This window comes from Mesorhizobium sp. WSM4847, assembly GCF_055811335.1.
In genome coordinates this window covers 77,570-92,768 of the sequence record NZ_JBVVPY010000023.1, presented here as the reverse complement: position 1 = coordinate 92,768, position 15,199 = coordinate 77,570, and the positions used below count along the sequence as shown (strand labels likewise).

13 protein-coding genes are annotated in these 15,199 nt (G+C 61.3%); 4 read left to right on the top strand and 9 right to left on the bottom strand.

The features are described 5' to 3' along the window. The first annotated feature begins 75 nt into the window (after positions 1–75). Genes AC0L28_RS27405 through AC0L28_RS27395 form a run of 3 tightly spaced genes read left to right on the top strand, consistent with a single transcriptional unit; the run spans position 76 to position 3,829 of the window. Entirely contained in the window at positions 76–903 is an 828-nt protein-coding gene (locus tag AC0L28_RS27405; RefSeq protein ID WP_128166638.1) for an N-formylglutamate amidohydrolase, read from the top strand. Next, a complete protein-coding gene (locus AC0L28_RS27400) occupies positions 900–2,768 on the top strand; it encodes a flavohemoglobin expression-modulating QEGLA motif protein (protein WP_473481377.1) in 1,869 nt (622 codons plus the stop codon). Before AC0L28_RS27405 ends, AC0L28_RS27400 begins: the two co-directional genes overlap by 4 nt. A 14-nt stretch (positions 2,769–2,782) precedes the next feature. Continuing rightward, positions 2,783–3,829 carry a glutathione synthetase gene (locus tag AC0L28_RS27395; protein ID WP_128166642.1) on the top strand — a complete coding sequence of 349 codons (1,047 nt, stop codon included), beginning with the start codon at positions 2,783–2,785 and terminating at the stop codon, positions 3,827–3,829. Between the two features lie 1,217 nt (positions 3,830–5,046). On the opposite strand, the gene AC0L28_RS27390 is transcribed toward AC0L28_RS27395, so the two are convergent. Beyond that, a complete protein-coding gene (locus tag AC0L28_RS27390) occupies positions 5,047–5,394 on the bottom strand; it encodes a hypothetical protein (RefSeq protein WP_473481375.1) in 348 nt (115 codons plus the stop codon). A gap of 698 nt (positions 5,395–6,092) precedes the next feature. Between AC0L28_RS27390 and AC0L28_RS27385 the strand changes: the two genes are divergently transcribed. Then, positions 6,093–6,659, top strand: a complete 567-nt coding sequence (locus AC0L28_RS27385) for an NnrU family protein (protein WP_473481373.1) — start codon at positions 6,093–6,095, stop codon at positions 6,657–6,659. 853 nt (positions 6,660–7,512) lie between these two features. On the opposite strand, the gene AC0L28_RS27380 is transcribed toward AC0L28_RS27385, so the two are convergent. The 8 genes from AC0L28_RS27380 to AC0L28_RS27345 all read right to left on the bottom strand — a co-directional run bounded on the left by AC0L28_RS27380 (position 7,513) and on the right by AC0L28_RS27345 (position 15,109). Continuing rightward, a complete protein-coding gene (locus AC0L28_RS27380) occupies positions 7,513–7,995 on the bottom strand; it encodes a GNAT family N-acetyltransferase (protein ID WP_473481427.1) in 483 nt (160 codons plus the stop codon). A 51-nt stretch (positions 7,996–8,046) separates the two neighbouring features. Continuing rightward, positions 8,047–9,774 carry an adenylate/guanylate cyclase domain-containing protein gene (locus tag AC0L28_RS27375; protein ID WP_128173088.1) on the bottom strand — a complete coding sequence of 576 codons (1,728 nt, stop codon included), beginning with the start codon at positions 9,772–9,774 and terminating at the stop codon, positions 8,047–8,049. A gap of 460 nt (positions 9,775–10,234) precedes the next feature. Further along, a complete protein-coding gene (locus AC0L28_RS27370) occupies positions 10,235–10,963 on the bottom strand; it encodes an amino acid ABC transporter ATP-binding protein (RefSeq protein WP_473481426.1) in 729 nt (242 codons plus the stop codon). Positions 10,964–10,992: 29 nt separating this feature from the next. Beyond that, the gene (locus tag AC0L28_RS27365; RefSeq protein WP_128170922.1) at positions 10,993–11,667 is read right to left on the bottom strand and encodes an amino acid ABC transporter permease; all 675 of its coding nucleotides are present in this window, start codon (positions 11,665–11,667) and stop codon (positions 10,993–10,995) included. Next, positions 11,664–12,335, bottom strand: a complete 672-nt coding sequence (locus tag AC0L28_RS27360; RefSeq protein ID WP_236391119.1) for an amino acid ABC transporter permease — start codon at positions 12,333–12,335, stop codon at positions 11,664–11,666. The genes AC0L28_RS27365 and AC0L28_RS27360 overlap by 4 nt, the downstream gene beginning before the upstream one ends. A gap of 175 nt (positions 12,336–12,510) precedes the next feature. Further along, positions 12,511–13,299: an ABC transporter substrate-binding protein gene (locus AC0L28_RS27355; RefSeq protein WP_473481371.1), complete on the bottom strand. Its 789-nt coding sequence runs from the start codon at positions 13,297–13,299 to the stop codon at positions 12,511–12,513. Between the two features lie 113 nt (positions 13,300–13,412). Further along, positions 13,413–14,576 (bottom strand): saccharopine dehydrogenase family protein, encoded by a 1,164-nt coding sequence (locus AC0L28_RS27350; protein WP_473481369.1) that lies wholly within the window; start codon positions 14,574–14,576, stop codon positions 13,413–13,415. Next, a complete protein-coding gene (locus tag AC0L28_RS27345) occupies positions 14,573–15,109 on the bottom strand; it encodes an Lrp/AsnC family transcriptional regulator (RefSeq protein WP_128170918.1) in 537 nt (178 codons plus the stop codon). Before AC0L28_RS27345 ends, AC0L28_RS27350 begins: the two co-directional genes overlap by 4 nt. Between the last annotated feature and the right edge of the window lie 90 nt (positions 15,110–15,199).

The following is a 15,199-nucleotide window of genomic DNA, read 5'->3' as shown; positions in this document are numbered from 1 at the left end:
GGCGAGCCAACGATCGCTTGTTCGATGAATTGGAACCGTCCACACTCTCCACGCATTCGATGGACTGTGAACACGATGACTTCCAACAATGATCCGGGCAGCAATGATCCGGGTGGATCACCGGCAGGCTGGACGATCAAGCTCGGAGAGTCGCCTATAGTCGGTACAGCTATCCACAGCGGCACCGACGTTGGCAGGGCTTGTCGATCGCTCATGTGTCTCTCCGATCCCGACCGGCGTAGAGAAGAGGACCCGTTCACCGAGCGTTTCATCGCCGATTTTCCTACCCAGATCATCGTTCATCGGTCACGCTTCCAAGTGGATCTGAACCGTGCGCGAGACGCTGCGGTCTACCGGTCGCCGGACCAGTCCTGGGGCCTGAAAGTCTGGCGAGAGCAGCCGGACGAGGACACCGTTACGGAGTCTCTCTCCTTTCACGACGCCTTCTACAGTGAGCTGAACCGTGTCCTTGCCGGCATCGAGAAGCGCCATGGCAGGTTCGTTCTCATCGACGTCCATAGTTATAATCACCGGCGCGACGGACGGGAGGCTATGCCTACGTCCCGTGACGTCGCGCCCGACATCAACATCGGTACGTCTTCCATGGACCGCGAGCGCTGGGCACCGGTCGTCGACGCTTTCATCGAGACGCTTCGCGGCCAGCGTCTCAACGGCGAGCCGATCGATGTGCGCGAGAATGTGTCCTTCCAGGGCAAGGGCGAACAGACCCGTTTCGTCCATGCCAATTTTCCGGAAACCGGGTGTGCCATCGCCGTCGAGTTCAAGAAGATTTTCATGGACGAATGGAGTGGCGAACCCGACTGGGGAACAATCGAGCGGCTGCGCGCCATGCTGGCGTCTACGGTGCCCGTCCTGGAATCGGCGCTGCGGGCCATGCGATGAAGCCCAAGCTCGTTGAGCCCGCGCCTCCATTGGCGCAAATCGAATCGGACCTGGACGCGCTTTTGCGGGACGGCAAGCCAATCCGCCGCGATTTCGGCAATGGCAACCGTTTGCACATGGATCGGCCGCTGCCCTTTCTGTGTGTCCATGTTGGGTCGCATCAGGATGCGGCATTCCATGCCGTCTCCGCCAACGCATCCTATCTGATCGCGGCCGACATCGGCCTCGCCCGCGAGGCCGCGCGGCTGGTGGTGCGAAGGCTGCGCGATCACTGCGGCGCCTTCCTCATGCTGGACATCGGCGAGTTGGCCGAAGACCGGTTCCTGACCGAGGATGTTCCGTTCCTGCCGCCCTTCGAGATTGCGCTGGCCTGCGGCGACACGGCGGCGGAGAAGGCGGCACTGAAGCGCTTCGCCACCGCTGCGTCCGCACGCGAAGCAAAATACCGCACGCCCCGCGTCGACGAACTCAACCCCACGACACGCGCCGAAGCACGGCTTCTGGATGATCTCGGTGATGCGGCGTGCTTGACGGTACGCTTCGCACCGATTTACCGGGTGCCTGGCACCAAGCGCGTCTACCCCGAACTCCACGACCTTGTCGTCGCCAACATGGTCGATTCCGCGCTTCAGGCCGTCAGCGCCTTCCTGAAGGCATCAAGGCTGGAACAGCCGGCAACCCATCGTTCGCTGGGGCGGCGCGCCTATATCGACGCAGTGGTGCGCGCTGATCGGGCGATCGACAACGTCGCGTCGACATTCGATTTTCTGCTTGCCGTCACACCGATCAATGCCGAACCAGCCTGGCTGGAATTCCAGGCAGGCGCCTTCGAGCGTGTGCCCGTACTGCTCTACAGGCCGCTCGAGTTCGAGGTCGCCGGCCAGAAACGGAAGCTCTATTCGGTCTCGCTCGAGCATCTGGAAGATCCGCTGCTGACCACGCTGCTCTCGCAAAAGCAGCAGGAACTCGATCTCCAGCTGTCGATGCTCGCGGCGCGCGAAACGCCCCGCTTCGTCGAACTCGGACGAGCTCTCTATGGTAGCGTCGAGCCGAGCCTGGCGGCGCGAGCACGCGCCATTCTCGAAAAGGCGCCTAGGGTTGCGTCGGCCACCCGGCAGAAGGGCCTGGGCGCCGACGCTGTCGCCGCGGCCGCGCGAGACATGATCGCGGGCTACCGGGCAGCCTATCCCGAATTCGATGCCTCCGTGGAGATCCGCGGCGACCTGCCGGCCGGCCTCCTGGTCTCGCGAAACCGGCTGCTGGTTTCGCGCGATACCAACCTTCCACCGGAGCGTCTGACTGCGCTGCTCAGTCACGAGATCGGTGTTCATCTGCTGACCTATTTCAACGGTGACGCGCAGGGGCTCGCCATCTTCCGCAACGGGCTCGCCGGCTATGAGGGCATGCAGGAGGGACTGGCCGTGCTGGCGGAATATCTGGTCGGCGGCATGACCGCAGCGCGCTTGAGGCTGATCGCGGCCAGGGTTATCGCCTGTCAGGCGATGCTCGACGGAGCAACATTCGAGGAGACCTTCCGCATCCTCCACAGGGATTTCGGTCTCGACGATCGCGGCGCCTTCAACGTCGTTCTGCGTGTCTATCGAGGCGGGGGCCTTGCAAAGGACGCCATCTATCTGCGGGGCATGGTGCAGATCCTCGATCATCTGAAGGACGGCGGCAGCCTCACGCCGTTCTGGATCGGCAAGATCTCCGCCGCGCATTTCGGAGCGATCCAGGAACTCAACGCGCGCGGCTTGCTGCGGGCGCCGCGCCTCGAGCCCGCGTTCCTCTCTTCCGACGCGGCGCGTCCGCGTCTCAAGAGAGCGATGGCGGGAATCGGTCCGATCGATATGGTTGAAACTTGAGCGGAGTCTCCTCGATGCGCATCGCGTTCTTTGTCAATTCCATTGAGAGCGAGACGCCCGCCTACACGACGACAGCGTTGGCGCTGGCCGCCGTCCAGCGCGGCCATTCCGTTGTCTATGTTGAACCAGGCGACTTCATACTGCGTCCGGATGACGGTCTGGCTGTCAGCGTAGCGGTTCTGCCGGATGCTTCCTACAAGACATCCGACAGACTGCATGCTGCCCTGAAGGATACAGCGAAGCAGAAAAAGACTTTGGCGATAAGCGATATCGACATTGTGTTTCTGCGCAACGATCCGTCGTTGGACGCCACCGATCGGCCATGGGCCGCCAACGCAGGCGTTATGTTCGGGCGGCTCGCGGCGGCTCGCGGCGCGATTGTCGTCAACGATCCGGATGGCCTGGGACAGGCGCAGAGCAAGCTCTACCTTCAGTCTTTTCCCGAGGCGGTCAGGCCGGCTACCCTGATATCGCGCAGCATTACCGAGATCCGCGCATTTATCGACAAACACTCGAAGGGCTGCATCGTCAAGCCACTCCAAGGATCGGGTGGCAAGAACGTCTTCCATATTGCAACGCCCACCGATTCCAACCTCAACCAGATTTTCGAAGCGGCCAGCGGTGACGGCTATCTCATCGCGCAGGTCTACATTCCGGAGGCCAAGGCTGGTGACGTGCGTCTTTTCTTGATGAACGGTCTGCCGCTGGTGCGCGACGGCAATTACGCAGCCTTTCGCCGCGTTCCAGCCAAGGGCGACGTCCGGTCCAATATCCATGCCGCTGGAACAGCCCGCAAAGTCAAGGTAACGGGCACGATGTTGGGCATTGCCGAGATGGTGCGCCCCAAATTGATCAATGACGGCATGTTTCTGGTTGGGCTCGACATCGTCGGAGACAAACTTCTGGAGATCAACGTCTTCACGCCAGGCGGGCTGACACGGCTCGCCGTCATGTACAAGACGGATTTTGCCACAAGCGTCATCATTGCGCTGGAGGAGAAGCGGACGCTGCGTCAAGCCTATGGAACGGCCATGACAAATTCGCGGCTGGCAACGCTCTGAGGAACGCAGGCAGGCCGGCTAGCAGGCCAACTAGGACGGCAAGTGGGTTGAGGTTCGCACTGAGCCTCTGGCGACATTCGGCTGAAGACGCCGGCCGGGTCTTTCCAGACTAGGGCAGAATCCAATCACTCTGAACGACCGAGTTCAATCCTTGTCTGCCCTTCGTTCGGAGAACTTCTACGGCAAGTTCTGACCCAAAGACGACTGACATCTGCCGCGACGTGGACGGCAGCTTTGCGCCGATCTCGGCCGTACAGATGAGTTTTGCCGCTTCCCGAAAGCGGACATCATGGGCAACACGCTGTAGGTCGACGTTGCGCCAATTGCCGACCTTCCTGGCGCTTCTCCATAGCTGCCGTTCGCGCAACGGCTCGAGTCGACCCATAGCTGCCATCCGAACTTATCCGGCCGCTTGACTCTGATGCAACCAAAGCGTGCTAGCCGTGGCGCGTGTAAGTGCCCATCAGGTGGTATAGATATGAACAATTATCGGCTGCCAGGGCGTTATAAAGCGCTCATTGTCGCAAACCTTGCGATTGGCATAACAGGCCTGCTGTTGCGGCCCATTTATCCGAAGAGCATCTTTATCGCGCTGTTTGTCATGTGCACATTGCTTGCCGCTTTCACGTGTTGGGTAGCGTTTCAGGCCCGGAATCGGCCATCCACATCAAGGTCCCAAACGGGCGTCTCTGTGTTGTATTTCTGATGATCATGGGCATCAGCGTATATGGGATGTATCTGACGCTGCGCTCCATGTTGAAGTGAATGAGCAGCAGAAGGCCGCTTTCCACCCCAGCCGGACCTTGCCGAGCCTCATCAGGCAATCTGAAGTCGGGAACGCACCAACCGACCACGTGCGCCATTTGCCGACATTCACGGAGCGTTGGCAATCCCGACCTACGCCCGACCGCCGAATCGGCTGTGCGGTCGTGCCCTGTGCCGGCACGGAACTGCAGACGAGTGCAGCATTCATGTCCCACGACCAGGTAGCAGTCGCCAACGTTGTACGAAAAAGGCGGGATGCGTTTCGGTCAACTGCGCGACAAGTGGTTGCGCCTGTATAAAAGCGGCCCCGGGATGGATGGCCAAATCGCCGACGATCAACTCGCGCGACTCGCAGGCCTCCGGAGCGGATGTCAGCAAGCCAGAATGACGAGCGTATAAAGCATTGTCTTGTTCCTTCGCGGAGATCGAGTTCGTCCTCGGAGGCGACAGATTCAATGGCCGGCACGAACGAGTTCGGGAGGGGGCTCGGCTCCTGCCACGAAGAGTTTGCCGCCGGCCCGCGAAATCTCGACGGTTTGGCTGCGCTCGTCCAACCTGCCTGGAACCGAGATCGTGAGGCTTTGGCCTTCATCGAGGGTTGCCTCGAAGCGCACAGGCAAGCCCGCCTCGCCTTCAGCGATCGTGGTGACCACCCGGAAGCTGTTATCGGCTTCCGTATAATAGACGACGCCTTGAAAACCGCCGAGATCGATACTCCCTCCTTGTTGGGTGTCCAGTTCACCTGCAGAGGCATAGCCCGTCGTCACGCAAAGCGCTGCAAGGACCGTGTATCTGTACATGATATTTTCCTCCCCAACCGAACAGGTTAGAACAAGATCGGTGCGCAAAGCATATGAGGAGTGGGTAGGTTCGTCTGTGAGAATTCTCACACTCGTGGCAACGCATTCAAAAACGAGGCCGGGCGCGTGTGGCAAGATGCGGATCGCGTCATGAGCGCCGGTCGCACCCAACGTCGGCTTTTGGGAAAGATTCCAACGCAGGAAGATCGGGATTGGGTCAGGTTTTACCGTTCGAGCTGGCCACCGGAATGGGCAACTAGCGCCAGAAACGGATCTATAGGCTGGTCAAACTCAAGGTCGTGTTCGACCATTTCCGGACCTTCATGTACCATGTGCGGAGGGCGGCAATTAGGTCGAAGCAGCATACCGCTCAGCCTTGGATGCCGTGACGACGAGAACGGGCATATCGAACGCTACAGCGCCGCCCGCCCGTTGCCCTCATGCAATTTATGTGAACGGAACGTCGCCACAGGCATTCACCGCGGCGGTTCCGTGCTGAACGCGAAGAACCTGCGCGCAGGCGATGCCGCTGTGCCGTGCCAATCGGCAGCTTCGCCCATTCCAAGATTGCGGGTCCCTGATATATTACTCTGACCATCTCGTTCGCAGAATCCGTTTTGCGCATATGCAGCCGGCAACTCGAGCGAGAGCGTAAGCAAGCCTTCCTTCCCGCCGACGCGCCGAACCTCGGAGGTGTTATGCTAGTACTGGTTTTCGGCCTCGTGATCTTCTTCGGAATCCATTCTGTTCGGATCGCCGCCAGCGGCTTTCGTGATGCGCAAATCGCCACAAACGAGCGGCGCTGGAAGGGACTTTATTCGCTCCTATCGATCATCGGCTTCGTGCTGATCGTCTGGGGCTGGAGTCTTTATCGGCCCAATGCGCCTGAGATCTACGAGCCGCCCTCTTGGGGCCGCCATGTCGCGTCGGTGTTGGTGCTCGCCGCATTCGTCTTTCTGGCAGCCGCTTACTTGCCCACGGGTTCAATCAAGCATCGGCTGAAGCACCCGATGCTGGTGGGCATCATTCTATGGGCCATCGGCCACCTCCTGGCCAATGGCGACCTTGCCTCGCTCCTAGTCTTCGGAGCGTTTCTGGTTTACGCGATTGTCGATCTCATTGCCGTCATTCCACGCGGCGATCCGGCACCCGCGGTCGTGCGACCGCGTAGCGACCTGATTGCTGTGGGCATCGGCTTGGTTGCTTTCGCATTGTTCGGGCTCTGGCTGCACGGCTGGCTGTTCGGAGTCTCGCCCTTCGCTTGAACGTCCGCAGCGACGGCGCGCCTTCGAGGATGTCCTGGCGAATCCCACCAGTTGCCGCGGATCGAGCGCCTCGCGGACGCCACAGTGAACCAATGCTTGGCATAAGGTCGGCACATCAGAATTTTGATCCATAGACGGCTCCAGGCGGCAACGTTGCAGTAATTCGGCTCGGATCGCGCCTTGCTTTGCCAACCGCGCGCGACGCTGCAACACGAGCGGTACGGGATACAATTATCGGAGCGAATGCGTCCCCGGGATGGCTCAGATGTCCTCCGTCGATTCTCGGGAGTTCCCGCTAACTCGATGGCGGACTTGAGCTGATTGCGCTCGCAAAGAAGCTGCATCGGTATCCAGTCAATGGCCGCCAACGCACCCTGGCCGACGTCGCTAAGGCGCTGGCTGGGGCGGGATATCTGTCGAGTGCCGGAAAGCCTTACACGCCCACTGCCGTCTCGCGGATGCTGGTATCAAGGAGAAGTAAGCGCACCACGCCACGAAAGGTCGACGCCAAATCATCATCGTCGACGTTCGAACCAATCGCCGCAGAACTGCAACAAGAGGCCGCTGAGCCCGCAACGCGGACACCGCTCGGGTCGCGCTGGTAGCTCCCGGCACCCGCCCCGCCCGGGTTCGTCGGTGGCGGGGGTGGGGTGGCTTGTGGCCCCTATCAGGCGCGCGCTACCGACACCCTCGTTCACATTTCGGGAAGTTCTCATGGCCGGCCGCTCTCATCCCCAAAACCCAAATCACTCTGAACGACCGAGTTCGACCCTTTTGCGGTCATTCAGTTGCGAGCGTTGCATGACGCGATCTGACCAGCGTGTTAGGGCTGCTATGCGCCTGCGCAAGGCAGTCAGAGCGATCGGTGCATTACCAGCGTGTCCACGAACCCCAGAACCGGATGCTCGAAACCTTGCGGAATGGTTCCGACCACGTCGAATCCAAGATGACGCCAAAGCTTGACCGCGCGTTCGTTGGTACTGACAACACAGTTGAACTGCATGGCCCGGAAGCCTCGCGCAGCCGCGCGACCCAGAGAGTGCTGGCACATCGCCGTTGCAATACCCCGGCCGACCGAGTTCGGCGCGGTTATATAACCGCAGTTGGCGACGTGGGCACCGCCGCCCCGTTGGTTCGCGTGCAGATAATAAGTTCCCATCACCAGTTCGTCCGTCTCTGCGACGAACACCTCGTGATCCGGGGAAAACCAGTATGACAGCGCGTCGGATCGGCTCCAGTCAGGCGGCAACGCGTAGGTTTCGCCTGCCCGCAAGATGGGCTCGAGTATGCTCCAAATGGCGTCTGCGTCGGCAAGTGTGGCTGTGCGAATGGTCAGCAAGGCTAGATATCCAAATTTGCACGGATGGGGTTGCGGCCACGTCCGGCCCTACTGTGGCAGGCCGGCGTCTTCATAGCCATCGATGAAATGCTGTCGATCAGCCTCGTGCAGGAACGGTTGTGTGCTGGCCCAGTGCTGTATCGAGAAATCCTGATTCGAGGCGAGGAATTGCCTTGCTTCTTCCCTGGCCTCTTCCATATGCCCCAGCCGTGCCAGACTTGCAGCCAAGATACGTTGCGAGCCGAGCCGGTGCGTTGCCTCATGCCGGAGTGTTTCGACGGCATCGGCGTATTGACCCGCTGCGTATTGGGCGAGCCCGAGAAGCCAATAGTACCACCCCGGCGGGTGCGGATTGAGGCGAATGGCGTGGCGCAAATGTCCGATGCCCTCGATAGCCTTTCCCTCGAATGCCTTCAGTTGCCCCAGGAATGCCCAGGCATCAGCATGATTGGGGTTGACCCGAAGGGCAGTGGCCAGCTCCGCCGCGCCTTCATCCGGCTTGCCATCGTAGATCAGCACGTCGCCGAGGATTGCATGGGCCACGGCATTTTCCGGATCAAGCGATACGGCGCGCCGGGCTGCCGCCAGAGCCAGCGAATGATGGCGCTCTGGAGCATCCAGCCAATACGCCCAGGCAAAATGGTGGCTCATCGCAAGCCAAGCATGAGCATCGGCGAAGCCAGGATCAAGTTCGATGGCCCTTTCCAAGAGCACGGGAGCGGCCCTGTTGCTTTCGGGCGACTGAACCACCAGCATGCGGCCGCGGACGAAGAGGTCATACGCTTCGAGACTTGCTGTCCTACGTGTGCTGGTGGTCACCGCGGCCGGCAACACGCCGGACAGGGCACTTACAATCGTGCTGACGACCTCGTCCTGCAACAGGAAAACGTCCGCCAAGTCGCGATCGAAGCGATCAGCCCAGAGGTGACTGCTGTCCGTCGCGTCGATTAGCTGGGCATTGATCCGCACCCTCGCCTTCTCCCTGCGGACACTACCTTCAAGCACATAGCGCACCCTCAGCTCCCTGGCGACGGAGCGGACATCGACTGACCTCCCCTTGTAAGCGAATGTGGAGTTGCGTGCGATCACCAACAGACCAGGCACTTTCGACAAGTCAGTGATCAGGTCTTCCGCCAGACCGTCAGCGAAGTACTCCTGCTCGGGATCGCTGCTCATGTTCGTGAATGGCAGAACGGCAATCGAAGGCTTGTCGGTGATGGCCTTGGATGTGGAAGTCACAACAGGCGGCGTGCCGGAAACGCGGTAGATGCGAACTGGCAGGGCAATGTTTTTCACGGTCTGGGCCCCGAGATCCTCGAAACCAACCTCGATCTTATTTCGGACGTGGTCGTAGATCGTTCCAGAGATGAGGATGCCGCCTGGCTCGGCGGTGGTTTCCAGTCGCGCAGCGATGTTGACGCCATCGCCATAAAGGTCACTGCCCTCGACCATCACATCACCCAAATTGACGCCAATGCGCAGCACAATACGGAGCTTCTCAGGCAGAGCGGCATTGGCCGCAGCCATCGCATGCTGCACGTCTATGGCGCATTGCAAAGCATTGACGGCGCTGGCGAACTCCACCATCACGCCGTCGCCAGTCACCTTAAAGACCCGGCCATGGTGCCTGGCGAGCAACGGCTGCAGCACTTGCTTACGTCGATACTTGAGCGCGGCCAGCGTGCCGGCCTCATCCGTTTCCATGAGGCGGCTGTAGCCAACGACATCGGCCGCCATTACGGCGGCGAGTCGACGCTGGATGCGTTCGTCGGTCATGTGCGGCGATTGCTCTCATTTGAAAGCAGTCCGGCAGTGTACCGACGCTTCGTGAACGAGTCTATCAGCCCGACCCCGGCCTACCTCGTAGGAAGGTCAGAAACGGATCAGCACTGGTCGCGGCCTATGTGTGCTTTCTGGCAAGAGCACCGGCTCAAGAAGGTCAGCAAGGGGTCAAATCTGCTGGTTGCGGTGAAGGTCTGCTTGCCGAGAGCAAATTTAAGCCGGGAATTTCCGATTGGGGTCACGTCACGACGTTACTCGCACCGACTTGAAGGTCAGCTATTGAAGATTCGAGGACCAAAGCTGCCAGTCCGCTGTCGGCCCCATTGCGGTCATTCAAGGGCTTGCTACGGAGTGACCGCTTCTGGCGCTAATTGCTCGTTACCATCGACGAGACGAATGGCAACATTCCACCCGTCTCGGCCGTTGGCGACAGCCAGCTGGTTGAGTTTTGACTCTAATGCCGCAGAATCTTGCTCAGGAAGGCGCGGCTGCGGTCGGTCTTGGGGTGCGAGAAGAATTCATCCGGCGTGCCGCTTTCGACGATGGCGCCGGCATTCATGAACACCACGCGCTGGGCGACTTTGCGGGCAAAGCCCATTTCGTGGGTCACCACCATCATGGTCATGCCTTCCTCTGCCACCGCGACCATGACGTCGAGCACCTCCGAGATCATCTCTGGATCGAGCGCCGAGGTCGGCTCGTCGAACAGCATGATCTTGGGGCGCATGCCGAGGCAGCGGGCGATCGCCACGCGCTGCTGCTGACCGCCGGAGAGTTGCGCCGGATAGGCGTTCACCTTGTCGGCAAGACCGACCTTGGCGAGCAGCTCGCGCCCGGCCTTCTCGGCTTCAGCGCGCGGGATCTTACGCACATGGATCGGCGCCAGCGTCACGTTCTCGAGCGCCGTCTTGTGCGGATAGAGGTTGAAGGACTGGAAGACGAAGCCAATCTCGGTGCGCAGCCGCGTCATGTTGGTGGCGGGGTCGCCGAGGCGCTGGCTGTCGACCACCAGGTCGCCGTCGCGGATCGTCTCCAGCCCGTTGATGCAGCGGATCAGCGTGCTCTTGCCCGAACCGCTCGGCCCGCAGACGACGACCACTTCGCGCGGCTCGACGCTGAGCGTGATGTCCTTGAGCACATTGAGCGCGCCGAACCATTTGTTGACGCCGCGAAACTCGATCATACCGGTGCCATTTTTGCTGAGGTTCAACGTCACAACTGCACCTCGCCATGGGCCGCACCCATGCGCTGCTCAAGCCGGCGCGCCAGCAGGATCAGCGGATAACAGACGATGAAATAGCCGAGGCCGACGAGGAAGAAGACCAGCAGGCCGTTCGGCACGCGTTGCACAACCAGCCAGCCGACGCGGGTGAGGTCGGTGAGCCCGATAGCCGAAACGACGGAGGAATCCTTGATCAACAGCACATATTGCCCGACCAGCGGCGGCAGCACGATGCGCATTGCCTGCGGCAGCACCACCTGGCGCATGCGCTGCCAGCGCGACAGACCGGACGCCAGCGCCGCCTCGACCTGGCCGGTCGGCACCGAGCGGATGCCGGCGACGACGATCTCGCAGATGAAGCAGGCGGCCAGATTGGTCAGCGCGATGATGCCGGCGGTGAAGGCGTCGAGCTCGATGCCGAGTTCCGGCAGGATGAAGAAGATCAGGAAAATCTGCACCAGGAACGGCGTGCCGCGGATCAGGTCGACCCAGGCGCCGATCACGCCGCTGATCAGCCGGTTGCCGCCGGTCCGCAGGATGCCGAGGCCAAAGCCGATCAGCGTGCCGAGCACCAGGCTGACCAGCGACAGCATCACGGTCATGCCGAGGCCGCGCAGGGCGAGGGGATAGCTGCCGGCTATGCTTTGCAGCTGCTGCCAGATCATGTCCGTGCCCCCGCCAGGCCGAGCCAGCGCCCGGACAGCGCCGCCAGTCCCTTCAGCCCGTAATAGAGCAGCAGGTAGAAGGCGGCGATGGTGATGAAACCTTCCGCCGGCATGAAGCGGTCGGAGGCGAGCAATTGCCCGGCGCGCGTCAGTTCGGCGACCGCGATCAGCGACAGCAGGGCGGAATCCTTGACCAGCACGATCGCCTGGCCGAGCAGCGGCGGGATCGTCACCTTGAACGCCTGCGGCAGGATGACCAGTCGCATGCGCTGGACATAGGTCATCCCCGAAGCGACGCCGGCCTCGACCTGGCCGCGCGGGATCGACAGGATGCCGGCGCGGATGATCTCGGCGACATAGGCGCCGCTGTTCAGCGACAGAGCGAGGATGCCGACGACGAGCTCAGGCAGGATGATGCCGAGCCGCGGCAGGCCGAAATAGAGGAAATAAAGCTGCGCCAGCAAGGGCGTGGCGCGCACCGCGTCGATATAGGCCTTGGCCGGCATGCGGAACAGCCGGCCGCGCTGAAGGTTCATGGCGGCGAGCACGATGCCGACGGCGAGCGCCCCGGCAAAGGCGAGGACAGACAGCCACACGGTCGTGACGAGGCCCTGCCCGAACAGCGGCAGATATTCGACAATGGTGCGGAAGCTGAAATTTTCGAGCATGGGTGGGGCGGTGAATGGTGAATGGCGGTGAATAGTGAATAGTGAATGGTTAAATAGGGAGTAGTGAACAGCGAATAAGGAGTAGCGAATAGCGAGTAGTGATCTAATACTTACTATTCACTATTCACTATTCACTATTCACTATTCAATATTCACCATTGCCTATTCACTCTACTCAGTGATCCTTCTTCCAGTCGTCGGAATTGACCCAGTAGTCGAGGTTCTTCTGCAGGCGGCCGTCGAGGCTGACCTGGTCGAGGAACAGGTTCATCCAGGTCAGCAGGTCCTGCTCGTCATAGCGCGTGGCGAAGGCCAGCGGCTCCTTCGACAGCATGTCCGGCATGATGGTGAAGCTGCCGGCCGGGTAGGCGGTCGACTGGCCCTTGACCGCCGAGACGTCGTTGACGCCGCAATCGGCCTGGCCGTTGTTGACGGCGTCAAGCAGCAGCGGGCCGCCGCCCTTGTAGCTCTTGATGTCGGCGTCCGGGAAAGCCTTCTTGGCCTCCTTCTCGCCGGTGGCGCCGAGCAGCACGGCGATCTTGGTGCCCTTGGCCTTGCAATCCTCGGTGGATTTGAACTTGCCGTCGGCCTTCGTGAAGACGGTGCTGCCGGTGTACATGTAAGGCTTGGTGAAGGCGACCTTCATCGCCCGCGCCAGCGTCGGCGTCATGTCGGCGACCAGAAGATCGGCCTTGCCCGACAGCAGGGCCGGGATCAGGCCGTCCCAATCGAAATCCAAAAAGGTGATCTTGACGCCCATTTCCTTGGCCATCAGTTCGGCAAGCTCGACCGAACTGCCGGTGCGCTCGCCGGCAGCGCCGACCAGCGAGAAGGGCGGTCCCTGCGTCTGCACGGCAACGCGCAACTCGCCGCGCTTGGTGATCTCGTCGAGGGTTCCGGCACTGGCGGCGGCAGTGAGGCCGGCGAGCGCAAGGCTTGCTATGAAAAGCTTGGCAATCTTCATTGGGCATTCCTCCTTGTTGTCGTTTGTTATTTTCACTTTGTTGTTCCACCCCTTGGGGGTGCTTTTTGAGCGGCAGCGCCGTTGCCGGCGGCGAACCACCGTTCGAAAATCCTTCAGTCCCGGTCGATCGTTTCGGATACGCGTATACCGCGTCTCGCCAGTTCGTCGAGGAAGCGGCCGTCGGGCACATGCAACAGTGGATTGAGCAGGCCGGGCTCGGTAATTTCGCCCCGCACCAGCATCTGCGCCACGATGCTGGCGGGATAGCCGACACCTAGGCTCATGCCGAACAGGCCGGAGGCGAGATCGCGTTCGATGATCAGGTCCAAGGTCACCGTCTTGCGGCGGCCGCCTTGGGTGCCTGAGAAGACATTGCGCATCACGCACAGGTCCTTCTCGTCGGCGCCATATTTCAGTTGCGGGCCGAGCAGCCGGCCGAGAAATTCGCGTGGGCTGGCGCCAACGCCGGGCACCTTGTCTTCGGAGAGGAAGCCGAGCTCCTTCAGGGGCGCCCAGAACGCCGACCAGCCCGGCCAGCGCAGCGAATAGCGGCCGGAGCGCTGCAGCCCCTTGGCGGCGGCAAGCATGCCGGCGTAATGCGGTGCATCGCCATTGGGGAAGGCTTCCAGTCTGCCCAGCCCCTCGACCTCGATCTGATGGATGAACGGATTGTCGTGCTGGCGGCCGGCCGGCACATCGACCCGTTGGCCATCCTCGACCAGCACGCTGTCGCGGTTCTGGCTCATCAGAACCATGTCGAAGTTCCAGCTCACCTTGTAGCACAGCGGCTTGGCCATCGCCTTCGGCTCGGGGATACCGCCGCAATAGGAATCGATCGCGGTGATGGCGTCGAACTGACGGGCGGCGCGCGCGTAGAGCACAAGGTCGATGCCGGGGTCGAGCCCGCATTCGGTCATGATCGAAACGCCGGCCGCTTCCGCTGCGGGGGCAAGGTCGGCGATCGTCTTGCCGTAATTGGTGGTGACCAGCGGCGTGCGCGTCGCGATCGCGGCCTGCACCGCCTCGCGCATCAGCGGCTGCGGCAACAGATCTATGGCGGCGTCGACACCTGCCAGCACATTCGCCAACACAGGGGCGATCGCGCCGTCGGGCACGACGAAACGCACGCGGGTAAGGTCGGTCAGGCCGCCAAGTCGGGCTGCGCCATCCGGCACGGTATCGACGCAGACGACCTCTTCGACATCGGCGCTGGCGATGAGATCGGCGATCGCCGCCCGGCCTTGCAGGCCGAGGCCGCCGAGAACCGCGATCTTCATGGTATTTCCTTTCGCCCAGGTTCGTCGCGCCCAGTTTCGTCGCGCTTGGTCTCGTCCGACCAGCAGCCTTCGGGCAGGCTGACCCATTTGTTGCAGGAGGCCATGACGACGAACGTCTCGCTGCGCACGACTTCGCCGGGCTCGCCCGCGCCGGGGATCAGCTCGCTGGTGACGCGATAGAGATCGGCGACATCGCCGGCCACCGTCACGTCGACGATGATGTCGAAGCGTCCGGTGACGACGGAGGCCGAGTTCACGAAAGGCAGTTCGGCGATGCGCTGCGCCAGTTCCCGAGCGCGGCCGCGCCCCTGCGCATTGATGCCGACGATCGCCGAGATCAATTCTGGGCGCTCGGTCAGGTTGAGCAGCCCGACGATCTTGAGCAGGTTGCGGTCGAGCAGGTTGCGCAACCGCATGCGCACCGTCGGCACCGAGACGGCCATCTTCTCGGCGAGGCGATTGACGCCAAGCTGCGCATCCTGCGACAGCAGCTTGACCAGTCGCCGGTCGGTCTGATCGAGATGTTCCCGCAGCGTTCAAACTTTCATAAATGAAAAGAAATGATGGAGTTTTCTTTCTGATATGAAAACAGCTTAGGGTGTATCTTTTGAAATCGCAAGAGC

Bases quoted from the DNA above. Each gene is read 5' to 3' on its own strand.
- AC0L28_RS27405 (WP_128166638.1), top strand. From the start codon at position 76: ATGACTTCCAACAATGATCCGGGCAGCAATGATCCGGGTGGATCACCG.
- AC0L28_RS27400 (WP_473481377.1), top strand. From the start codon at position 900: ATGAAGCCCAAGCTCGTTGAGCCCGCGCCTCCATTGGCGCAAATCGAA.
- AC0L28_RS27395 (WP_128166642.1), top strand. From the start codon at position 2,783: ATGCGCATCGCGTTCTTTGTCAATTCCATTGAGAGCGAGACGCCCGCC.
- AC0L28_RS27390 (WP_473481375.1), bottom strand. From the start codon at position 5,394: ATGTACAGATACACGGTCCTTGCAGCGCTTTGCGTGACGACGGGCTAT.
- AC0L28_RS27385 (WP_473481373.1), top strand. From the start codon at position 6,093: ATGCTAGTACTGGTTTTCGGCCTCGTGATCTTCTTCGGAATCCATTCT.
- AC0L28_RS27375 (WP_128173088.1), bottom strand. From the start codon at position 9,774: ATGACCGACGAACGCATCCAGCGTCGACTCGCCGCCGTAATGGCGGCC.
- AC0L28_RS27370 (WP_473481426.1), bottom strand. From the start codon at position 10,963: ATGATCGAGTTTCGCGGCGTCAACAAATGGTTCGGCGCGCTCAATGTG.
- AC0L28_RS27365 (WP_128170922.1), bottom strand. From the start codon at position 11,667: ATGATCTGGCAGCAGCTGCAAAGCATAGCCGGCAGCTATCCCCTCGCC.
- AC0L28_RS27360 (WP_236391119.1), bottom strand. From the start codon at position 12,335: ATGCTCGAAAATTTCAGCTTCCGCACCATTGTCGAATATCTGCCGCTG.
- AC0L28_RS27355 (WP_473481371.1), bottom strand. From the start codon at position 13,299: ATGAAGATTGCCAAGCTTTTCATAGCAAGCCTTGCGCTCGCCGGCCTC.
- AC0L28_RS27350 (WP_473481369.1), bottom strand. From the start codon at position 14,576: ATGAAGATCGCGGTTCTCGGCGGCCTCGGCCTGCAAGGCCGGGCGGCG.